Raw genomic sequence first — 21253 nt, 5'->3', positions numbered from 1 at the left:
GTCCTGTTCTCTCGGGTGCGGGCCGTTCCACCCTACAAAGATGCATGACGCGCATCAATGCACGTTGTGCATGTCCATTCGATCGCCGGGTCAAGGTGTGCCCGCGGGCCCACGGGGCAAAGGCACGCATCCGACAGCTCACCCGCACGGGAGGAACGTGATGACGCGACAGCCTGGACGAGTGCCGGTTGCGGGGTCGGCGTGAGCGGTAAGGGGGGCTCGCAGGAGGCGACCTACGCGGCGCTGGCCGCCAACCTGGGGATCGCCGTCACCAAGTTCGTGGCGTTCTTCTTCACCGGTTCGTCCTCGATGCTCGCCGAGGGCATCCATTCCTTCGCCGACTCGGGCAACCAGGGGCTGCTGCTGCTCGGCCAGTCCCGCGCCAAGCGCGGGCCCACCCCGTCCCATCCCTTCGGCCACGGGCGCGAGCGGTACTTCTACGCCTTCCTGGTCTCCGTCGTGCTGTTCTTCGGCGGCGGCCTGTTCGCCCTGTACGAGGGTTACGAGAAGATCAGCCACCCGAAGCCGCTGGAGAGCTGGCCGTGGGCGATCGGGGTGCTGGTGGGCGCGATCGTCATGGAGGGGCTGTCCCTGCGCACGGCGGTGCGCAACGCCAACCGGGCCCGCGGGGGCCGGTCGTGGCTGCGCTACATCCGCGAGGCCAAGGCCCCCGAGCTGCCCGTGGTCCTGCTGGAGGACACCGCCGCCCTGCTCGGGCTGGCCTTCGCCCTCATCGGGGTCACGCTCACGCTGGTCGTCGGCGACCCGGTCTACGACGGCATCGGCTCGATCGCCATCGGCGTGCTCCTGATCATCGTGGCTGTCACCCTGGCCACCGAGACCAAGAGCATGATCATCGGTGAGTCGGCGTCGCCGGAGGTCCAGCGGGCCATCGAGGAGGCCCTGCGCGAGGACGACGCCGTCGCCTCCTTCACCCGCCTGCGCACCCTGCACCTGGGCCCGGAGGAGCTGCTCGTGGCCGCCCGGGTCACCGTCGCCGAGCAGGGGGACGCCGTGGCCGAGGCGCTGGCCAAGGCCGAGCGGCGCATCCGCGAACGCGTCCCGATGTCCACGGTCGTCTACCTGCAGCCCGAGCCCTGACCCTGCTGCCACTGCCGCACCCACGAGCGGCCGTAGTCGTTGCCGTGCGGCGTGCGCAGCACGGTGTGGACGTGGAACGGCTTGGGCGTGTCGTAGTCGAGGAAGACGCCGCGGTGGTGGTCGAGCTCGGCGACGATCACCGGTGACTGCAGCCGGTAGTAGAAGACGTCGCCCGGCCGGTGGCCGCCGATCCAGCAGAACCAGGTCTCGTCGAGGTGCGCCGCGATCTCGCGCAGCCGGGCGGCGCGCGGCCCCGCCGGGAGCAGGCCGACGAACGACTCGGCGACGGCCAGCGCGTGCTCCCGGGCCGCCGCGGGCATGGCGGCGACCCGCACGCCCTCGAACGGGATCACGCGGTTGTCCTGGAACGCCCCGGCCAGGTGGCGTTCGTCTCCCGGGTGCACCCGTCCCTCGGGCATCGCCGGGTCGACCATGTGCTCGTAGACGACGGCCTGCCGGCGCTGCTCCTCCGGCAGGGCGGCCATCAGCCGCAGGCCGCGGGCGACCCGGTCGGCGAACAGGTCGCGCAGGCCGGCGTGCGGACCGGCGTCGATCTCGTCGGGCTCGGCGCCGAGGAACACCGGCGACAGCGCCATGCGGCCCTCGACGACCAGGCAGTTGAGCGCGCAGTGGTGGCCGTAGAGCTGCCAGCCCCAGGGGGCCCGCGGGTCAGGCGTGCCGTAGAGGGCGAAGTTGTAGCTGAACTCGTTGAGTATCGTCTCCAGGCCGACCACCTCGCCCAGGAAGCCGTTGACCCGCATCACCGCGCGGACGAGCCGGCCGCCCGCGGGCGAGAGCGAGGCGCCCACCAGCGCCAGCGCCTTCTCCCTGACGGCCGGAGCTCGCAGGTCCAGCCGCAGGCCGGTGTCGAACTGCATGAACTCCGGGTTGGCCCAGGTCTGCCACGCCACGTCGTCGGCGTCGTGCGAGAGGCGTTCGCGGTCCTCGTCGTCGAGGCAGGCCAGCAGGTCGCGGGCGGCCGACACCATCGCGGCGACCGGCGCCTGCTCGCCGCGGGCGGCCGGGGTCAGCGGGTACAGGCCGTCGCGCAGGACGCCGTCCTCGGTGACGCCGCGGAAGTCGTTGCCGTACAGCGGGGTCCAGCCCTCGATCAGGCCGCAGGTGAACGTCCCCGGTCTCCTGGCCAGCTCGCGGTAGGCGTAGGGGTCGAGGCCGCGTACGCCGGCCAGCCGCGGGTGGTCGTGCGGGAACAGGTACTGGCGGAACTCGCCGGGCATGAGGGCTCTCCGGTCTGTCTCAGACGGTGGTGTTGTGCCGGGCGACGGCGACCCGTACGGCGCTCTCGTCGCCGGCCGCGATCGCCTCGACCAGGTCGGCGTGGATCTGGTGGCGCAGCTCGCGGTAGCCGGCGCCGGCCGCGTCGTCGGGACGCGCGGACGCGGCGCCCAGATGGCCGAGCGTGCCGAGGTAGACGGCCCGGGCCATGGCGTTCGGGCTGATGGCGGCGATGCGCTCGTGCAGGGCCCAGTTGGCGCGCATGAAGGCGTCCCAGCCGGGCGCGGCGCGCAGCCGCCGCAGCAGGCGGCGCAGGTCGGCGACGTCCCGGCGGGTGCGGTGGCGGGCGGCGCCGACGTCGATCAGCTCCTCCAGGTGGTCGCGCAGCTCGACGGCGTCGGCGACGGTGCCCGGCTCCTCGGCGACGCCGAGCAGGGTGTGCCGCAGCCGCACCACCGGGCCGGGGTCGGCGACGAACAGCCCGCCGCCGCGGCCCGGCCGGATCTCCAGCACCCCACGGTCGCGCAGCAGCCGGACGGCCTCGCTGACCGTGGCGTAACCGAGGCCCGTCTCCGCGCGCAGCGCCTCCAGCGTGCCGACCGGCTCCCCGGGACCCAGCCCGCGCGACCTGATCCGCTCGTCGAGCGCGGCGGCCAGCCGCTCGGCCCGCGTGCCCGCGCCCTGCCCGAGCGCGGCGGCCGGTTGTCCGGGCGAGGAGGAGTAGGGCATAGTCCGGATCCAACCACAAAACCTGCGAACCTTTGGCAGGTTTTCGCCGCCGTGAGGAGATGAGCGATGAGGATCGTCGGGATCCGCCGGCACGCCGCCGGGGACGTCGAGGCCGGCGCGTTGTCGGCCGACGGGGCCGAGGTCACCGTCCTCGCCCCGCTGGAGCGGTTCTGGGCCGGCGCGGCCGCCTTCCTGGCCCGCGAGCCGGCCGGCGAGCGGCTCCCGGTCGCGTCGGTCACCCTCGTGCCGCCGGTGCTGCCGGAGGCCCGGGTGATCTGTATCGGGCTCAACTACCTCAGGCACGTCGCCGAGGGCTCCTACGCGGGGGAGGGCGTGCCGCCGCACCCGACGCTGTTCGCCCGCTGGACGCGGTCGCTGACCGTGGGCGGCGTCCCGGTGCCGGTGCCCTCGGGCGAGGACGGCCTGGACTGGGAGGGCGAGGTGGTCGCGTACGTCGGCGCGCCGCTGGTGGACGCGGACCCGGAGGAGGCGCTGGCCGCGGTCGCCGGCTACTCGGTCTTCAACGACCTCACCGCGCGCAGGGCGCAGAAGCTCACCAGCCAGTGGATCCTCGGCAAGAACGCCGACCGGTCCGGCCCGCTCGGCCCGCTGGTGCCCGCGTCCGAGGTCGGTGACCTGCGCGACGGGCTGCGGGTGCGGACCCGGGTGAACGGCGAGGTCGTCCAGGACGGGCGTACCGACGAGATGGTCTACGGCGTCGGCGACACGCTCGCCCTGATCTCGCGCACGTTCACGCTGCGGCCCGGCGACCTGCTGGCCACCGGCACCCCCGCCGGGGTCGGCTACGCGCGCACCCCGCCGTGGCTGCTGCGGCCCGGCGACGTCGTCGAGGTCGAGGCCGAACGCCTGGGCAGCGTGCGCAACCCGATCGTCGGCAACGACGCGCGGGCGCTGACGGGCGCCCGAGGGGTGACCGCGCCGGAGGGGTGAAGCGCGACACTGGGGTGGTGGAGACACGACCTGTCCGCGGCGGGGCGGGGCGGCCGGGGCACCGGTTGCGCTTCGGCCCGGCCGCCGAGGGCATCGAGCGGCTGGCGGCCTCGCTCGTCGGCGAGGCGTTCGCGCCCCACCGCCACGACACGTACGCGATCGGCGTCACGCTCGCCGGCGTGCAGACCTTCCGCTACCGCGGCGAGCTGCGGCGATGCCTGCCGGGGGAGTGGCACGTCCTGCACCCCGACGAGCTGCACGACGGGGCCGCAGGCACCGACGCGGGCTTCGGCTACCGGATCTTCTACGTCGACCCGTACCTGATCCAGGAGGCGCTGGGCGGCCGGCCGCTGCCGTTCGTCGCCGACCCCGTCGTGCGGCCGGAGGGGATGTCGCCGGCGCTGCTCGCCTGGCTGCGGCACCTGGACGAGCCCCTGGAGGAGCTGGCCCGGCTGGAGGTCGCGCTGCTGGTCGCGGCGGCCCTGGAGCGTCACGCCGACGTCCCCGTCCGGCGGCGGCGCGATCCCCTCGCGATCGAGGCGCTGGCACGGGTGCGCGAGCTCATCGCCGCCGACCCCGCGACCCGGCACCCGGTGGCCGAGTTCGAACGCGTCTCGGGGCTCGACCGCTGGACGATCGCCCGCCAGTTCCGCGCCGCCTTCGGCACCAGCCCGACCCGGTACCGGACGATGCGGCAGCTGGACGTGGCCCGGCGGGCGATGAGCGGCGGCCTGCCGCTGCGGGAGGCCGCGCTGCGGGCGGGCTTCGCCGACCAGAGCCACCTGACCCGCATGTTCAAGCGCGCCTACGGGCTCACCCCCGGCGAATGGACCACCGCCCTCACCTGACGCCCGGCGCGTCCACAGCGGCGCCCACCTGACGCCCGTCGGTCCTGGCCTCGATCGCGCGGATCACGGCCACCATGTCGAGCGTGCCGTGCCCGAGCGCCAGGGTCTCGGCGAACAGCGCGTGGCAGACGTCGATCAGCGGCGAGGCCACGCCCGACGCCCGCGCCGCCCCGGCGATGAGCCGGTTGTTCTTCAGCACGTCGGCGATGGCCGCCTGGGCGGCGAGGTCGCCGTCCAGCAGCTTGCGGACCTTCCCCCGCGACACGTCGCTGGCCATCGGGCCCGAGTCGAGCACCTGGGCGAACCTGTCCAGGTCCAGGCCGTGCCGGGCGGCGAAGTGCGCGGCCTCGGCCAGGCCGCTGACCATGGTGATCAGGAAGATGTTCACCGCCAGCTTCATCAGCAGCCCGCCGGGCACCGGGCCGCACGCGATCGTCCCGGCGCACATCGGCGCGAGCAGGGGGCCCACCTCCTCGACCGCCGCGGGCTCGCCGGCCAGCATCGCCACCAGCCGCCCGGCCTCGGCCGGGCCGCGCGAGCCCGACACGGGCGCCTCGACGTAGTCGCCGCCGGCCGCCCGCACCGCCGCGCCCAGGTCCGCCGACCACGCCGGGGACGTCGTGCCCATGTGCACCACGATCCGCCCGGCCACCATGGACGCGAACCGCGGCGTGCCGCGCCCGAGCACCGCGTCCACGGCGGCCTCGTCGGCCAGCATGAGCAGCACGACCCTGGCCCGCGCGAACACCTCGTCCGGGCTCGCCGCCACGTGCGCGCCGGCCGCCCGCAGCGGCTCGCACCCGGCCGCCGTACGGTTCCAGACCACGACCGGCGTGCCCGCCCGCACCAGGTTGAGCGCCATGGGCCGGCCCATGATCCCCAGTCCGATGAATCCCGTTCCGGCCATCCGCCCTCCCGCTCCGCGTGTCCCGCCGTCACCGTTGTAGCGGCAGGGACCGGCTCCGGTCTTGAACGGTTGTGCGGCCCGCGCCGGCGTCAGGGCGTGGTGACGTCGAGGTCGACGCTGGAGACGCCGAGCACGCCGTCGATCTCCAGCAGCTCGGTGACCAGCACCTCGACCGGCCCCGGGCCCTGGACGACGAGCCAGATCGAGATCGACTCCCGGTCCTTGGGCGGCTGGTCGCGTTCGAGGGTGAGCTCGGCGATGACGAAACCCCTGTCGCTGCACAGCGCGAGCACCCGCCGGAGGGCGCCGTGGCGGTCGAGGTAGGTCAGGTGCAGGCGCGACTGGGCGTACTTGGAGCGGGGGAGCCGGGCGCTGAGCGGGGTGAAGGCGAACAGGACCAGGAAGTGGCCGGCGGTGACGGCGACCGCCAGCAGCCACAGCCCGGCCCCGGCGGCCATGCCGACCGCGCAGGTCAGCCAGACCACCGCGGCGGTGGTGAGCCCGCGCACCGCGTCCCGGCGGACGAAGATCAGGCCGCCGCCGATGAACCCGATGCCCGACACGATCTGCGCGGCCACCCGGGACGGGTCGAGCGTGACGTGCTCGCCCAGGACGTCGGCGAAGCCGTACTTGGACACCAGCATGATCAGGGCCGAGGCGAAGCCGACCAGCGTGTGGGTGCGCAGGCCGGCGCTCTTCTGGCGGATCTCGCGTTCGAGCCCGATGGCGGCCGACAGCAGCAGGGCCAGACCCAGTTCTCCCAGCTGGGTCCATCCTTGTCCGGCCAGTGCCGTCGTGGCGAACGCCGTCCCCATTTGCCCAGATGTCCCCGGCGTGCGGAGGTCTCACACCTTCCCGACAAGAAGTTAGTTGCCTGACTTAGTTCCTGTGCTACGGTTCTTCTTAGTCAGGTAACTAACTAATGACTGAGGAGAACCACCATGTTCGTTGTCACGGGTGCCACCGGGAACGTCGGCCGCACGCTGGTCGGTCTGCTGGCCGAGGAGGGCCTGCCGGTCACCGCCGTCGCCCGCCGCGTCACGGAGGCCGACGTGCCGCCGGGCGTCCGGGCCGTCGCCGCCGACCTGGGCGACGTCGCGAGCCTGCGTCCGGCCCTGGCGGGTGCGGACGTGCTGTTCCTGCTGGTGGCGGGGGAGGACCCGGAGGGCGTGATCGCGGCGGCCGGGGAGGCGGGCGTGCGCAAGGTCGTCCTGCTGTCCAGCCAGGGCGCCGGGACCCGGCCGGGGGCCTACCCGCACGCCGTCCGGTTCGAGGAGGCCGTCCGCGGGTCGGGGCTGTCCTGGACGGTCCTGCGTTCGGGCGGCATGGCCTCCAACGCCTACGCCTGGGCCGAGCCCGTACGCCTGAGCCGCACCGCCGAGGCCCCCTTCGGCGACGTCGGCCTGCCCTTCGTCGACCCCGCCGACGTCGCCGCCGTGGCGGCCGCCGTCCTGCGCGAGGACGGGCACGACGGGGCGACGTACGTGCTGACCGGCCCCGAGGCCACCACCCCGCGGGACCGGGCGGCGGCGATCGCGGCGGCGCTCGGCGAGCCGGTGCGCTTCGCCGAGCAGACCCGCGAGGCCGCCCACGCGCAGATGGCGCAGGTCATGCCGCTGCCCGTGGTGGAGGGCACGCTCGCCATCCTGGGCGAGCCCACCCCCGACGAGCGGAGCGTCAGCCCGGACGTCGAGCGCGTCCTCGGCCGTCCCGCCCGCCCGTTCGCCGCCTGGGCCGAGCGCAACGCCGCCGCCTTCCGCTGACCACCGGCGACGGGCCCAACACCGCCGGTCTTGTCGGTGGCGGGTTCTACGGTGGTCCGCATGACCGACAGCGACACCCCCTGGGAGCCGCCCATCGCGGGCAGCGAGGCCGAACACCTGCTCGGGGCGCTCGACCGCCTCCGCACGACCTTCCGCTGGAAGGCCGACGGCCTCGACGCCGAGGGGCTGCGGGCCCGCGTCGGCGCCTCCGCGCTCACCCTCGGCGGCCTGCTGAAACACCTGGCCCTGGTCGAAGACCACCTGTCCACCGTCAGGCTGACCGGCGCCCCGCTCGGCGAGCCGTGGGAGTCGGCCGACTGGGACGGCCCCGACTGGCCGTTCACCTCCGCCGCGCACGACAGCCCCGCCGACCTCTACGCCCTGTGGGACGCCGCGGTCGAGCGCTCACGCGCCCGGATCGGCGCGGCGCTGGCCGACGGCGGCCCGGCGCGGCTCGTCCACCTGTCCTGGCCCGACGGCCGCCACGCCAGTCTGCGCCGCCTGCTGTGCGACCTCATCGAGGAGTACGGCCGCCACACCGGCCACGCCGACCTCCTGCGCGAGGCCGTCGACGGCCTGGTGGGCGAGGACCCGCCGGCCGGCTGGCAGCCGGACAACCACCGGTAACGCCGCAGAAGCCGGTGACGGCGGGCGTCACCGGCTCCGGATCCGCGCCCGTCAGGTGATCGGGCAGGTGTCGCGGTACTCCTCGATCGCGGTCCCGCGCGGGGCGGGGCACAGGAACTGGTCGTAGCGGGTGTCGTCGTCGACGAACCGCTTCAGCCAGGCCACCATCGACTTGGCCATCGTGGTGTTGGTGACCTGCGGGAAGAAGTGCGAGGCGCCGTTCAGCTCCAGGTACGCCTTCTCCACCGGCGACGGGATCGACTGGTAGAACGGCTCGGAGTGGGTCGCCACCGGCGCGATCGTGTCGGCCTCACCCCCGATGATCATCGTCGGCACCCGGAGGCCCGACCAGCTCTTGGTGAGGTTCCACGGCGCGAGCGGCACCGCCGCCTGGAGCGACGGGCGCGCGTCGGCGGCCTCCAGCGTGCCGCCGCCGCCCATGGAGTGACCGGCCACCGCGAGCCGGGACGCGTCGATCCTGCCGCGCACGGCCGACGGGCTGCCCGAGGTCAGGTAGTCCAGCGCGGCCAGGAGCTGACGGCCGCGGCTGGCCGGCTGGTCGTAGATCGTGGTGGTCTCGATGCCGATCACCACGAACCCGTGCGAGGCGATCCGCGGCCCCAGCCAGGCGAGGCTGGACCAGGTCGCCGTATAGCCGGGCGAGATGGCGATCGCGCCGAAGGTGCCCTGGCTGGTGTCGGTCGGGTAGTAGATCGTCCCGCCGCCGAAGCCGGAGACGCTCAGCCGCGAGACGCCGAGCTCGGCGGTCGCGAACGGGCCGCGGGCGGCTTCCAGGATCGCGCCGGTCGGGTCGGGGCCGCGCTCGTACGGACCGGCCGCGTGGGCCGCCGGCGCCGCCGCGACGCCACCGGCGAGCAGCGTGACGGCCAGGGCGAGCTTGGTGAACGTTCGCGCGCCGAAGTGGGGGGTGGAGAGCTGCACGTCGTCGAACTCCCTGCTCATCGGGGGAATGACTGCTGTCTGTCGCCATTGTCGGGACGCGCGGTCAGCCGTGCATCGGTGAAATCACCGGTCTCGTGCCGCCCGCCGCCCGGTTCAGGCGCTACATGAACCTGACCAGCTCCACCCGTGAGCGGATGCCGAGCTTGCTGAAGATGTTCCGCAGATGGTGCTCGACCGTGCGCCTGCTGAGGAAGAGCTGCTCGGCGACCTCCTTGTTGGTGGCGCCGGCGGCCACCATGCGGGCGATCTGCGCCTGCTGCGCGGTGAGCTGCGACACCGTCGCGTCCGCGGCCGGCCGGACCGGCTCGCCGGAGGCCCGCAGCTCGGCCCTGGCCTGCTCGGTCCACAGCCGCGCGCCGTGCCGTTCGAACGTCTCCAGCGCCGTGTGCAGGTGGTTCCTGGCCGCGCCGGGCCGCCGGTCACGCCGCAGCGCGCTGCCCAGCAGCAGGTGCGTACGGGCCGCCTCGAACGCGCAGACGCCCTGGCCGTGCAGGCGCAGGGCGTCCAGGAACAGCTCCTCGGCCTCGCCGGGACGCACCGCCAGCAGCGCCCGGCAGCGCGAGACCAGCGCCCGCAGGCCGGGGCTGCGCGTGCTGCCGACCCAGCGTTCGAGCACCCGCAGGGCGGCCGCGGCCCGCTCGCGGTCGCCGGTGCGGGCGGCCGCCTCGATGTAGTGCGGGGTGGACATGACCCTGATGACGACGTGGCGGTTGCGCCGCTCGGCCCGCAGCCTGCCCGCGGCGTCGGCCACGCGGCCCGCGGCCAGGTCGAGGCAGGCCAGCGCCCAGTTGCCGACCGCGCCGGCCAGACCCAGCTCGTGGGCGTCGGCCAGCTCGATGGCGGCGTCCGCGCGGATCCGGCACGTCTCCTGGTCGCCCTCCACGGCAGCGCTGATCGCCAGCCAGGCCAGGTGCTGGGCCGCGGTGTTGTACTGGCCCGTCTCGCGGGCCAGCCGCAGGCCCTTCGCGGCGGTGGCAGCGACGGAGGCGTACCGGCCCGTCCAGACGTCGGGGTAGATCGTGAACTCCAGGAGCTGCGGCACGGCCGACGCGGCTCCGCGCAGCCGGGCCTCCTCCACGGCCCGCGCCGACAGCCGGTGGGCCACCGCGTCCTCGCCCAGCAGCATGCCCGCCACGCACGCCCACGTGAGCACAGCCGGGTCGCGTACCGAGCCGGACAGCTCCAGCACCCGCCGCAACGGCCCGGCCGCCTCCTGGTGCAGGCCGCTGAAGGTGTGGGCCATGCCCGCCAGGTACTCGAACATGAGCTGCGCCGGCGCCGGCTCGTCCGGACGTCGCAGGGCCGCCGCCTGCCGGGCGATCGCGATGAACGCCCGGTTGTCGCCCGCCCGGTAGCTGGCGTCCGCCGCGCGGACCAGCGCGCGCACGCCGAGCACGCGGTGGCTGTCCAGCAGCCCGCGGGCCGCCGCCAGCAGCTCCTCGCGGGCGCTGCCGGTCTCGCCGCCCAGCAGCTCCAGGCTGCCGCGCAGGAGCTGGACGTGGCCGCGCAGCTCCTCGGGCGCGCCGGGCGACCGCAGCCGGGCCAGCAGGGAACGCGCGGCCAGGGGACGTCCGGACACCCAGGCGTGCCTGGCGGCGGCGGCCAGCCGTCCGGCCTTGACCGCGGGATCAGCGGTCAGCTCGGCGGCGCGCTCCAACGCCAGGTAGGGCTCGGGGAACCCGGCACGACGCTCCGAGGCCAGGCACGGCTCGGAGCTCCCGGCGGCCCACCGCACGGCCAGCGCCGCCCGCGCCAGCTCGTCCCCGGCCTCCTCCCCGCCATCCCCCGCCCAGGCCCGATGCCACGCCCGCCGCAACCCCTCCCAACCACCTGTGTGGCACCCGCCCGGGGTGAGCAGGTCGGCGAGGAGGCGGTGGGCGCGGCGGCGCTCGGCCAGCGACGCCGCGTGGTACGTGACCGCCCGCATCGCGGGTTCCCGGAACGCGAACGCGTCCCCGTCGGCCCGCAGGACGCCCGCCCGTTCGGCCGGTTCGAGCACCGACAACGCGCACGCCGGGCTCGCCGCCCTGGCCAGGGTCGCCACGTCCAGGGCCGGATCGGCGGCGATCAGCAGCGACAGCCGGCGCGTACGCGCGGGCAGCCGGGCCAGCACGCCCGTGTGCTCCCGCCACAACCGCCCACCAGGAGGCAGGACGGCGGGCGGCGCCGCGAGCCCGGCCCGCTGGTCGGGGGTGAGCGCGCCGATCAGCTCGCGCAGCGCCAGCGGGTTCCCGCGGGCGATCTGGTCGAGCGCGGCCGACAGGTCCTCGGCGAGCCCGCCGGGCGCCAGGTCCGCGGCCAGCTCCCGCACCGCCGGCCCGTCGAGCCCGCGCAGTACCCGCGCGGGCACGCCCTCAAGCCGCCGCATCGCCTCGCCGTCGAACCCCTCCGGCTCCCGCTCGCCGTACGGGACGGCGTGGGAGGGCGGGGGGCTGCTGGTGAAGAGCAGGGCGATCGGCTCGCAGGACAGGCGGCGGGCCACGAACGAGAGCGCGTCCAGGCTCGCCGCGTCCAGCCGGTCGGCGTCGTCCACGCAGGCCAGTACGGGACGCTCGGCGGCGACCGCCGACAGCAGCCCGAGCACGGCGGCGGGCAGCACGAGCCCCGCTCCGCAGGTCCCGGACTCCAGGGCCTCGGCCAGCGCGCGGGCCTGGGCGGCCGGCAGCGCCGCGACGACCCCGGACACCGGCCTCAGCAGGCCGTGCAGCCCCGCGTACGGCACCCGCGACTCCGGCTCCACCCCCGACACCCGCAGCACCCGGAACCCGGAGGCCCGCGCGGCGGCCAGGTCGAGCAGCGCCGTCTTGCCCATGCCCGCCGCGCCGGTCAGCAGCAGCGCCCCTCCGGAGCCGGCCCGGGCGTCGTCGAGGAGCCGCAGCAGGACGTTCTCCTCCGCGTCGCGGCCGCGTAACACGGGAACGCGCGTGACTGGGGACACGCCGTCCAGTGTCACGCGCGGATGCCGCCGCTGAAAGAGGCCGCCACCCACGGAAACCGCCGACGCCCCAGGAGCACGAGAGAGGGCGGACGGGAGAAAGTATGGCATTCCGGTGACAGCAAGCGCTTGGTGACCTACCTTGAGTCCTGACCGTCAAGGAGTGCCGATGCGGAATCAGGGGCTTGGGTCATGGCCGGCACGCAGGGCGCGGATGACGCCCGCCCGGCCCGCCGTCGGTTACCAGGGAATCGACCGCACCTACGGCGACCTGTACGACCGGGTCACCCGCCTGGCCCACGGGCTGACCGGCCTGGACGTGGGCCGCGGCGACCGGATCGCCTATCTCGGGCCCAACCACCCGTCCCTGGTGGAGACGTTCTTCGCCGCCGGACTGCTGGGCGCGGTGTTCGTCCCGCTCAACGCCCGGCTGGCCCCGCCCGAACTGCGCTTCCTCCTGGACGACTCCGGCGCCCGCGTCGTCGTCCTCGGCGAAGGCCAGGACGGCGGCGGCCTGCCCGGCCGGCACCTGAGCCAGGACGCCTTCGAGGAGCTGATCGCCGGCGCGCCCGCCGACCCCGTGGACGAGCCGGTGAGCCAGGACGACCTCTGCCTGATCATGTACACCTCGGGCACCACCGGCCGCCCCAAGGGCGCGATGCTCACCCACGGCAACCTCATCTGGAACGCCGTGAACCTGCTGGTCGACGTGCCGCTCGCGCACGACGAGGTGACGCTGGTCAGCGCGCCGCTGTGGCACATCGCGGCTCTGGCGCAGACGCTCGTCCCGACCGTGCTGAAGGGCGGCCGGGCGCTGCTGGAGCCGTCGTTCCGGGTGGACAGGACGTTCGACCTGGTCGAGTCCGAGCGGGTCACGATGATGTTCGGCGTGCCGTCGATGTTCGCGGCCCTCGCGCGGTCGCCGCGCTGGGCGGACGCCGACCTGTCCAGCCTGCGGCACCTGCTGTGCGGAGGAGCGCCGGTGCCCGAGCCGCTGATCAGGACGTACCGGGAGCGCGGGCTGCCGTTCCTGCAGGGGTACGGCATGACGGAGACCTCCCCGGGCGCGCTCTTCCTCGGGGCGGGGCACCCGGAGGCCGAGCTCGGTTCGGCCGGGGTGCCGTGCTTCTTCTCCGACGTGCGGCTGGTCGCCCACGACGGCTCGCCCGCCGCCCCCGGCGCGCCCGGCGAGGTGTACGTCCAGGGCCCCAACGTCATGCCCGGCTACTGGCGGCGTCCGAAGGAGACCGCGAAGGTGTTGTCCGCCGACGGCTGGTTCAGGTCCGGCGACATCGGCGTGGCCGACGAGGGCGGGTACGTCCGCATCCGCGACCGGATCAGTGACATGTACATCTCCGGCGGCGAGAACGTCTACCCGGCCGAGATCGAGAACCTGCTCCTCGCCCATCCGGCGGTGGCCGAGTGCGCGGTGATCGGCGTACCGGACGAGAAGTGGGGGGAGACCGGCAAGGCGCTGGTCGTGCTGCGGCCGGGGGCGAGCGCGGAGCCCGAGGAACTGCTCGCCCACCTCGACGGCCGCCTGGCCCGCTTCAAGATCCCGAGGTATCTGGAGCTCGTCCCCGGCCTGCCGCGGAACGGCGCCGGCAAGCTGCTCAGGGCGTCCCTCAGAATGCTGCACGGGCAGCGGGGGCGGTGACCGGGCGGGGAGCGGCGGGTCAGCCGATGGCGGGCAGACGCAGGTCGGCGAAGACGCCGCGGTGGTCGGTGCCGGGCACGTCGAGGATCTCCGTACTGGCCACGTTCACCCGGCGGTCGGCCAGCACGTGGTCGATCGTGATGATCGGCGGTATCGCCCTGTTGTTGGGCCAGGTCGGGACGAGCCCCTTGCCCACCTGGTCGGCCGCGTCGACATAGCCCCGGGCCAGCAGGTCGCGGAAGGCGCGATGGTCGAGGCTGGCGTTGAAGTCGCCGGCCAGGATCCTGATCACCGACGGCGACGGGGACGGCAGCGCCTTGAGCGAGGCGTCCCACTCGGCCGCCATCCGGCCGAGCGGCGGGTCGGGGTGCACCGCCACGACCTCGACCTTGCCGCCCGAGGGCAGGGACAGCGTGGCGGCCGGCATGTTGTGGCCGATCGGGGTGAACAGCCCCCGCAGCGGCCGCAGCGGGTGCTTGGCGAACAGGCCGCTGCCGATCGCGCCGTCCGCGGCCTGGAGCACCCGGTAGGGGAGCAGCTTGCGCAGCCCCGCCTGGTCGAGCCGCCGGACCGCGTCGGGGGTCAGCTCCAGCGCGCTGAACACATCGATCTCGTACAGGCGCACCAGGCGGACCACGGTCTCGGCGTCGGCCCATCCGAACAGGTTGACCGACAACACCCGCAGCGGGACGCCCTCGATCACTTTGCCCGGCTCGACCCCGGACGTCCTCGGGATCAGGCACGCGACGAACACCATGCCCACGACGGCCGCGCTCAGCCCCGCCGGGCGGTTGCGCCTGAGCACCGCCAGCAGCGCGGTCAGCGCGGCCAGCCCCGCGCCGATCGGCGTCACCGTCATGAGCTGGATGAGGAAGGAGCCGGTCTCCAGGCCACCGACCCGCAGCGCCGCCCAGGCCGCCAGCAGCGCGACCACCGTCCAGGCGAACCAGCGCCTGCGCCGCCGGGGTGAGGGACGCTTGCCGGCGGATGCGCGTTCGGCCGTCGCGCTCGCTGCCCGTTGATCCACAGCATGAACCCTAAGGCAGCGGCGGAGGGCCCGAACCAGGGCCTTCCAGCCCGGCTCACCGGCTCGGCTCAGTGGCTCACCTCGCCGACTCGGCTCCCGTCTTGACGGCGAGGAGCTGCCTGCGCATGGCGACGAAGTCGCCGACGTCCGTCATCGCGACGTGGGCGGCGCCGCGCACGGTGGGCTCGCCGCGCATCCGGAGCCGGTAGATCAGCCGGGTGCCGCCGCCGGTGTCGCGGAGCGCGATGGAGCAGGTCGTGGTGGCGTCGGCGCCGCGGTCGGCCAGCACGAGGCTGTGCGGGGGCTCGATCCGCTCGACGACGAAGGCGCCGCCGTCCATGACGTCGCCGGGCTTGAGGTCGTGCGGGGGCTGCGCGGGCTCGCCGGCGGCTTCCGCCCGCGCGTCGGTTCCGGTGCCCGGACGGGTGCCGGGACGGGTGCTCGGGCCCGGGTAGCCGCCGAGCCGGACCACCCAGGCCCACACGACCGGCGGCGGCGCGTTCACGGTGACGGCACGGGTGGCCTGGAGCTGGGGGAGCGGCACGATGTCGTCACCCGGCAGGTCCTCGTGCACCTCTCTGTCGGTCGCGCCCCAGCGCAGGTGCCAGGGGCGCACGGCGAGCAGGTATCCGGCCGCCGCCCCCGCGGCCAGCCGGAACACACGGCGTGGCAGGAACATCGCAGCACTCCTTCGTGTCACTGACGAGACGCGTCGCCGGACGGAACGTGTCACCGGCGGAACGTGCCGTCTGCGCGGCCTCTCGTCGATCGGCGCTCGGAATTTCGGTGCTTACGCTGAATTATGGGCCAATATGGCTAGATCTGGTCGGCTTTCCATATTGTCAGGCCATATGTCTCCGCAATCGGCTGCCACGCCTGCGCGAATTGCGCCTTCGCCGTCTGGGCGGCCTCCGATCTGCTGAGACCTCGCCGGTAATCGCGGTCGTCCGAGACCGGGCCGGTGCAGCCGCCCGCCAGATGGCGCCGGGCCCAGGAGAGGAAGGCGGTGTCGGCGTCGTAGGAGGCGTCGAGCGCGGTGATGAGCGTCTGCTTCAGCGCCGCGCCCTCGGGCAGGGCCGTCACCTCCAGCGTCCGGGCGGCGGCGAGCTGGTCGCGGCGGCCGGCGGTGATGTCCTCGATCGTGGTCACGCCGGACCGGCGGCAACCGGTCGCGTCCGCGATCGCCGCCGACAGGCTGGAACGGGCGGAACTGCTGCTGGACAGCAGCTCGTCCACCCGCCCGGCCTGCCCGGCCGCACCTGCCGTGGGGTCCGTGCTCGGTGTCGGGTCGGTGCTCGCGGCCGGGTCGCCGGTGGGGGTGGCGTCCTCGGTCGCCGGGTCGTCCGTCGCCTCGTCCGAGGTCTGCGGCTGGACGGCCGACGGCGCGCCGCCCGAGCGCCCGCCCGCCTCCGCCGGAGAGGACGGGCGGCTCCCGGCCACCCACCAGACCAGCGCCGTCGTCGCGCACGCCGCCGCCACGCTGACCAGCACCACCGGCCGCCGCCACCCCGGCGGACGCAACCGCGAGGGCGGCGGCGGATGATCGTCCCCCAGCGGCCCCCGCGAGAGACCGGCGAACGCCCCCTCCCCGGACGAGCGCGCCACAGGCGGAACACCACCGGAACCGGCCCCCGGCGTGCCGACCCCTACGAACGGGACGCCACTGCCGGCGGGCGGGGAACCGGGGCCACCGGGTGGGGCGCCGGTGTCTGCGGGGTCGGCGGGTGAGGGGCCGGAGGCGGCGGGAGGTGTGGAGGTGGGGGGTGTGGGGGCGGGGAGGAGGGCGCCGCAGCGGGGGCACTGGGTGAGGGCGCCGGTGTCGCTGCCGCATCGCCCGCACCGCCCCTCGGCGCCTGAATGGTGGACCAATACACCCTCCCGTAATGCTCCGTAAAGGGAAGAATTTCAATTTATCGGGCTTTTGTCCCGAGCTTCACTTCCGGTGAACGAGACTATTTGATAACAACGAGCCCCCCAAAGCACTCGCCCCTCATAAGCTCGGCCGGGTTCACCGACGAAGGAGGGTCATGGCCGTCGACAGCTCCGGCGCCACCGGCTCCACGCGGGACACCAGGGCCCACCCCGGCGTGCCCCGCATGAGCAACGTCACCCGCTACCTCAGCGCCGCCGCCTACCTCGACAGCGGGTTCCGCGACCGGGTGCTGGGCGAGCTGATGTTCGATCCCTACCGCGCGGTCCCCCCGTCCTACGGCGGCTTCGACCTCGTCCCGGTGATCCACCACTGCCGGCGCTCGCGCTCGATGCTCGTCGTCCGCGACGCGCTCATCACCGTGTTCTTCCTCGTCGGGTTCGTGATCTCCCCGCTGACCACGATCGCGTGGGTGGCGACGCTCGTCCCGCTGGTGCTGCTCACGTCGGGGCGGGTCCGGCGCGGCTCGCTGGTGCTGCGGGCCATGCTCTGGTTCTGGGCCGCGAACATGGCCCTGCTCCTGCTGGCCGCGGTGTTCTCCACCGCGCTGTCCGTGCTGCTGCTGCAGAGCCTGTCCAGCTCCTCGTTCTACGACGACGGCCCCTCCTACGGCGTCGCCGACGTCCTGGGCCAGGGGCTCGGCACGCTGGCGCTGGCGATGGCCGTGCCCTTCACCACGCTCGGGGTGGCGCTGGTCTACCGGATCGCGACGTACATGACGCTGGCAGGCACGCTGCGGCCGGGCGCGCCCGAGCCGGTCACCGGCGCGACCGGCCCCCGCACCGCCCATCGCGTCGACTACGTGCGCAGCGCCCAGTGGGGCAACATCACCATGTACGCCAACGAAGACGCCTTCATGGGCGCCGGGTCCATCGCCAGGACCTGGTCGATCGCCGTCGAGCTCGACCGGGTGCGCGGCCGCGAGGGCCCGCCGCGCCGCCAGGACGACCCGGTCGACCTCGACCCCGTCGAGTTGCACGCCTTCGTCCGCGAGCGGCTGAAGGACATGCGCGACCGGGTGCTGCGTCCCAACGAGGGCATCCAGCGGCTCGACATCGGCGACCACGTCGTCACCAGGGGGATCTTCACCGTGGCCGACTGGCACGAGGGCGGCGTTCCGGTGTCCCATCCGCTGATCGGCAAGAACGGCCTGCCCAGGTCCCACGCCACGCCCGAGGAGATCGAGGCGATCGTCCGCCATCCGCAGGGCGGCGTGCGCTACTACCAGCGCGTCACGATCAACAACGCCGGGCAGGAGATCCGCGACCGCAACGGCCGGCTCGTCGCTCCCGCCGAGGATCAGGAGGCGCTGACCTCCGCGTTCATCTACCTGGCCGTCGAGGGCCGGATGCTCTACACCCAGTTCGTGGTCACCGTGCTCCCGCCCGCCCACGGCCCCTACCACGTGGTCGACCGGCTGCCCACGATGACCGGCGGCCGCATCGCCTGGGAGGCGGTCAGGTCGTTGAAGCTGCGGCTGCTGCGCGACGTGCTGGCCGCGCCCGCCCGGCTCGTCCGTACGGGGGTGCAGGCCGTCCGGCAGAACATGCTGGCGCCCGACCCGCGCAAGCACATCGTCTACCCCTACGGCGCCCGCTTCAGCGTCCGGGAGCTGGGCGCGAGCGACGACCTGCAGACCCACATCCAGGTCCTCGACGTCTCCAAGTACGTGCGGATGATCGAGCAGCGGCTCACCGAGGCGGTCCTCGACTTCCTGGAGGACAAGGGCGTGGAGACCGGCGCCTACCGGTTGCAGGCGGCGAGCGTGACCATGAACACGCTGTCGGTCAGCGGCGGCGCCACGGTCAGCGGCCCGGTCGCCTTCGGGCACCAGGCCGCGGCGACGGTCAACAACCTGGGAGGGCAGGGCGCGTGACGAACGAGCAGACCCCCATGCCGGGCTCGTACGGCGTGCACATCAGCGGCGGCGAGGTGAGCGGCCCGATCGCGGTGGGCCCGCACTCCCGCGCCACGGTCAACAACCTGGGCGGCTCGGCCCCCGGCGAGGCGGCCCGGCTGCTCGACCGGCTGGAACGCCTGCTCGCCGAGCACGAGGCGGAGGTGACCGAGCCCGCGCGGGCCCGCCGGGACGTCGCCGACGTGCGCCAGGAGATCGAGCAGGCCGACCCCGACCGCTCCCGCGTCCTCGACGCGCTCAAGCGGCTGTCGGCCCGCGCCGCCGAGGTGTCGGTGATCGTGGAGGTCGTCGGCCAGATCCGCGAGCTGTTCGGCTGACCAGCGGCTCTCGAAGGGGGCCGCGGTCAGCGGAAGACCGCGACCGCGGCCTCGCCGAGCATGTCGTCGATCAGCTGCACGACCTCCCTGACGACGGGGGAGTGCTCGCCCGCGATCTCCCGGAGGCGTTCGACGAGCCGGGCCGAGGGCTGGTCGAGGTAGAGCTCGGCCTCCAGCCGCAGCGCCCCCACCAGCCCGCACAGCGCCGCGCCACGCCCGTCTGGCTGCTTCCAGCCCTCCACCGCCGAGCGCACCCCGGCCGAGGCGCGCACCACCGAGGCGATGTCGGCGAGCTGGTACCGCGTGTACGGCAACATGCCCATACGCCGCCCGGTCACCATGACCAGCACGCCCGCGGTGACCAGGCTCTGCCGGGTGCGGTCGTAGGCGTCCTCGGCCAGTTTCTTGATCCAGAACCTGGCCTCGCCCTCGGCCCGGTCGCGGGCCATCAGCGGGACCAGGGAGTCCACGACCGCGTCGCCGACCGGGGTGGGGTCGACGACGGCGATCCGGCCCCGCCCGACCGTGACGCGCCCGCTCAGCGCCAGGTCGAGCAGCACCGCCCCGGCCAGCCCGAGCGCCATCGAGTGCTGGTGCACCAGGGGCTTGCCGGACTGGTCGTGAGCGATGAGGAACAGCTCGTGGTGGAGCGGCGGCCGCGTCACGGCGACCGGATCCCGGTCAGACCGGCCTTGTCGTCGCCGTCCAGCACCGGGCGGCGGCCGCGGGCGTACAGGACGCCGAGGACGACGACGCCGACGGCGAGCCAGATCAGGCCCACCCGCTGGGCCAGGATGTTGGCGTTGACGATCACGAAGATCAGGATCGCCATGCCGATCAGCGGCGCCACCAGGTGCGACCAGAAGTCGGACGAGCGCTGCCGGACCCGGTAGTGGACGATCACCGACACGTGCAGCACGACGAACGCGATCAGGCCGCCCATGTTGACCAGGCTGCTCAGCAGGCCGACGCCCTCCTTGAGCTGCGAGGCCCACACGCCGATGCCGACGGACAGCGCCGAGACGAGCAGGATGGCGTTGGCCGGGACCGAGTGCTTGATCGACACCTTGGCGAGGAAGGCCGGCAGCTGCCGGTCGCGGGCCATGGCGTACAGCAGGCGGGAGACGGCGACCTGGGCGACCAGGGTGTCGGCGAAGCCCCAGGAGATGGCGGTGGCCGTCGAGGTGACGTGCCGCAGCCACTCGCCGCCCGCCGAGGCGGCGGCGTCGTAGAAGGCGGTCTCCGAGCCGGTCTTCAGCAGGCCCGCCGGGTCGGGCACCACCAGCGCGGCCACCCAGACCTGGGCCACGAACAGCAGCCCGGCCAGGATCAGCGCCAGCCGCATGGCCCTGGCCACCTGGGCCGAGCCGCCCGCGGACTCCTCGACGAGCATGCTGATGCCGTCGAAGCCGAGGAAGGACAGCACCGCGACGGAGACCGCGGCGAAGATCACCGGCCAGGAGAAGGTGTCGGGGTTGAACAGCGGTGAGAGGCTGAACCCGTGGCCCTCGCCCTGGAGCAGGGCCCAGATCCCGATCAGCACGAACAGGCCGAGCACGACCAGCTCACAGGTGATCAGCACCTTGGTGAGGGTGATCGTCATCCGGATGCCGCGCAGGTTGACCACCGTGTTGACGGCCACGAAGACGAGCAGCCACCCCCAGACCGGCACCCCCGGCACGCTGGCGTTCATGGCGATCGAGGCGACCAGGTAGAGCAGGCTCGGCACGAGCAGGTAGTCGAGCAGGATCGCCCACCCGGTCATGAAGCCGACCGACGGGGCGATGCCGCGGCCCGCGTAGTTGTAGACCGACCCCGACAGCGGGAAGGCCTTGACCATCTGCGCGTAGGAGGCAGCGGTGAACAACATCGCGACCATGCCCACCAGGTACGCCAGGACGGGCATGCCGCCCGAGGCCTTGTAGACCGGGCCGAAGATCGCGAACGGCGCGATCGGCACCATGAAGATCAGGCCGTAGAACACGAGGTCGGTCAGTCCGACCCCGCGGCGTAATTCCTGACGGTAGCCGAACTGCTCGATGCTCTCCTGAGGTTGCACGACAGCCTCTCCATGTCGTCCATGCGGGGGGTGACGGGCCTCGGTATACGCATGGGGTTACGGATACCGGTGGGGCTCGATCTGGCGATCCTTCCGTAGCCCACGGTCACGTCGCAAGAGGCTGCTCCAGGTGGTTGCGTACCTGACCTCGCCGCAGGGCCCGCGCCGGCGGAGGCGGGGGGGGCGCCCCCCGGCCCCCCCCCCCCCCCCCGGGCCCCCCCCCCCCCCGGCCCCCCCCCCCCCCCCCCCCCCCCCCCCCCCGGGGGGGGGGGGCCCCGCCCCCCG

At 74.0% G+C, this 21253-nt stretch carries 20 protein-coding genes; 9 read left to right on the top strand and 11 right to left on the bottom strand.

Features of this window, described 5'->3' with window-relative positions:
- The first annotated feature begins 201 nt into the window (after positions 1–201).
- Positions 202–1101: a cation diffusion facilitator family transporter gene (locus tag ACIBQ6_RS23135; protein WP_358292295.1), complete on the top strand. Its 900-nt coding sequence runs from the start codon at positions 202–204 to the stop codon at positions 1099–1101.
- On the opposite strand, the gene ACIBQ6_RS23130 is transcribed toward ACIBQ6_RS23135, so the two are convergent.
- Positions 1080–2339, bottom strand: a complete 1260-nt coding sequence (locus tag ACIBQ6_RS23130; RefSeq protein WP_397214362.1) for a DUF3500 domain-containing protein — start codon at positions 2337–2339, stop codon at positions 1080–1082. The genes ACIBQ6_RS23135 and ACIBQ6_RS23130 overlap by 22 nt on opposite strands.
- Before the next feature lie 19 nt (positions 2340–2358).
- Positions 2359–3066: a FadR/GntR family transcriptional regulator gene (locus ACIBQ6_RS23125; RefSeq protein WP_397214360.1), complete on the bottom strand. Its 708-nt coding sequence runs from the start codon at positions 3064–3066 to the stop codon at positions 2359–2361.
- 66 nt (positions 3067–3132) lie between these two features.
- On the opposite strand from ACIBQ6_RS23125, the gene ACIBQ6_RS23120 reads away from it, so the two are divergent.
- Together ACIBQ6_RS23120 and ACIBQ6_RS23115 are read left to right on the top strand one after the other, a co-directional pair.
- Positions 3133–4017 carry a fumarylacetoacetate hydrolase family protein gene (locus ACIBQ6_RS23120; RefSeq protein ID WP_397214358.1) on the top strand — a complete coding sequence of 295 codons (885 nt, stop codon included), beginning with the start codon at positions 3133–3135 and terminating at the stop codon, positions 4015–4017.
- Between the two features lie 17 nt (positions 4018–4034).
- The gene (locus ACIBQ6_RS23115; protein ID WP_397214356.1) at positions 4035–4865 is read left to right on the top strand and encodes an AraC family transcriptional regulator; all 831 of its coding nucleotides are present in this window, start codon (positions 4035–4037) and stop codon (positions 4863–4865) included.
- Here ACIBQ6_RS23115 and ACIBQ6_RS23110 read toward each other — a convergent pair.
- Complete coding sequence (locus ACIBQ6_RS23110) at positions 4858–5772, bottom strand: NAD(P)-dependent oxidoreductase (protein ID WP_397214354.1); 915 nt, start codon at positions 5770–5772, stop codon at positions 4858–4860. The genes ACIBQ6_RS23115 and ACIBQ6_RS23110 overlap by 8 nt on opposite strands.
- A gap of 89 nt (positions 5773–5861) precedes the next feature.
- Entirely contained in the window at positions 5862–6587 is a 726-nt protein-coding gene (locus ACIBQ6_RS23105; protein WP_358292311.1) for an MgtC/SapB family protein, read from the bottom strand.
- 126 nt (positions 6588–6713) lie between these two features.
- Between ACIBQ6_RS23105 and ACIBQ6_RS23100 the strand changes: the two genes are divergently transcribed.
- Together ACIBQ6_RS23100 and ACIBQ6_RS23095 are read left to right on the top strand one after the other, a co-directional pair.
- On the top strand, positions 6714–7535 hold the full coding sequence (locus ACIBQ6_RS23100; protein WP_397214352.1) for an SDR family oxidoreductase: 822 nt from the start codon (positions 6714–6716) through the stop codon (positions 7533–7535).
- 60 nt (positions 7536–7595) lie between these two features.
- Complete coding sequence (locus tag ACIBQ6_RS23095; RefSeq protein WP_397214350.1) at positions 7596–8162, top strand: DUF664 domain-containing protein; 567 nt, start codon at positions 7596–7598, stop codon at positions 8160–8162.
- 51 nt (positions 8163–8213) lie between these two features.
- On the opposite strand, the gene ACIBQ6_RS23090 is transcribed toward ACIBQ6_RS23095, so the two are convergent.
- Together ACIBQ6_RS23090 and ACIBQ6_RS23085 are read right to left on the bottom strand one after the other, a co-directional pair.
- Positions 8214–9125 carry an alpha/beta hydrolase family protein gene (locus ACIBQ6_RS23090; RefSeq protein WP_397214348.1) on the bottom strand — a complete coding sequence of 304 codons (912 nt, stop codon included), beginning with the start codon at positions 9123–9125 and terminating at the stop codon, positions 8214–8216.
- A 100-nt stretch (positions 9126–9225) separates the two neighbouring features.
- Positions 9226–12063, bottom strand: a complete 2838-nt coding sequence (locus ACIBQ6_RS23085) for an ATP-binding protein (protein ID WP_397214346.1) — start codon at positions 12061–12063, stop codon at positions 9226–9228.
- A gap of 211 nt (positions 12064–12274) precedes the next feature.
- Between ACIBQ6_RS23085 and ACIBQ6_RS23080 the strand changes: the two genes are divergently transcribed.
- Positions 12275–13717, top strand: a complete 1443-nt coding sequence (locus tag ACIBQ6_RS23080; protein WP_397214344.1) for a long-chain fatty acid--CoA ligase — start codon at positions 12275–12277, stop codon at positions 13715–13717.
- Positions 13718–13736: 19 nt separating this feature from the next.
- Here ACIBQ6_RS23080 and ACIBQ6_RS23075 read toward each other — a convergent pair whose 3' ends face one another.
- The 3 genes from ACIBQ6_RS23075 to ACIBQ6_RS23065 form a co-directional block, all read right to left on the bottom strand.
- Positions 13737–14744 carry an endonuclease/exonuclease/phosphatase family protein gene (locus ACIBQ6_RS23075; protein ID WP_397214342.1) on the bottom strand — a complete coding sequence of 336 codons (1008 nt, stop codon included), beginning with the start codon at positions 14742–14744 and terminating at the stop codon, positions 13737–13739.
- Positions 14745–14820: 76 nt separating this feature from the next.
- Positions 14821–15423 (bottom strand): hypothetical protein, encoded by a 603-nt coding sequence (locus ACIBQ6_RS23070; protein ID WP_397214340.1) that lies wholly within the window; start codon positions 15421–15423, stop codon positions 14821–14823.
- Positions 15424–15560: 137 nt separating this feature from the next.
- Positions 15561–15980 (bottom strand): hypothetical protein, encoded by a 420-nt coding sequence (locus ACIBQ6_RS23065; RefSeq protein WP_397214338.1) that lies wholly within the window; start codon positions 15978–15980, stop codon positions 15561–15563.
- A gap of 37 nt (positions 15981–16017) precedes the next feature.
- Here ACIBQ6_RS23065 and ACIBQ6_RS23060 point away from each other — a divergent pair, with 37 nt between their 5' ends.
- The 3 genes from ACIBQ6_RS23060 to ACIBQ6_RS23050 all read left to right on the top strand — a co-directional run bounded on the left by ACIBQ6_RS23060 (position 16018) and on the right by ACIBQ6_RS23050 (position 18909).
- The gene (locus tag ACIBQ6_RS23060; RefSeq protein ID WP_397214336.1) at positions 16018–16287 is read left to right on the top strand and encodes a hypothetical protein; all 270 of its coding nucleotides are present in this window, start codon (positions 16018–16020) and stop codon (positions 16285–16287) included.
- Positions 16288–16771: 484 nt separating this feature from the next.
- A complete protein-coding gene (locus ACIBQ6_RS23055; RefSeq protein ID WP_397214334.1) occupies positions 16772–18550 on the top strand; it encodes a hypothetical protein in 1779 nt (592 codons plus the stop codon).
- Entirely contained in the window at positions 18547–18909 is a 363-nt protein-coding gene (locus ACIBQ6_RS23050; RefSeq protein WP_397214332.1) for a hypothetical protein, read from the top strand. The genes ACIBQ6_RS23055 and ACIBQ6_RS23050 overlap by 4 nt, the downstream gene beginning before the upstream one ends.
- A 26-nt stretch (positions 18910–18935) precedes the next feature.
- Here ACIBQ6_RS23050 and ACIBQ6_RS23045 read toward each other — a convergent pair whose 3' ends face one another.
- Positions 18936–19574 carry a GPP34 family phosphoprotein gene (locus ACIBQ6_RS23045; protein ID WP_358292337.1) on the bottom strand — a complete coding sequence of 213 codons (639 nt, stop codon included), beginning with the start codon at positions 19572–19574 and terminating at the stop codon, positions 18936–18938.
- Positions 19571–20968 (bottom strand): APC family permease, encoded by a 1398-nt coding sequence (locus ACIBQ6_RS23040; RefSeq protein WP_397214329.1) that lies wholly within the window; start codon positions 20966–20968, stop codon positions 19571–19573. The genes ACIBQ6_RS23045 and ACIBQ6_RS23040 overlap by 4 nt, the downstream gene beginning before the upstream one ends.
- Positions 20969–21253: the final 285 nt, after the last annotated feature.

Origin of the sequence: Nonomuraea sp. NPDC049655 (genome assembly GCF_044465465.1) — a bacterium.
In the GTDB taxonomy this organism is placed as follows: Bacteria; Actinomycetota; Actinomycetes; order Streptosporangiales; family Streptosporangiaceae; genus Nonomuraea.
This window is presented reverse-complemented; position numbering and strand designations above follow the sequence as displayed.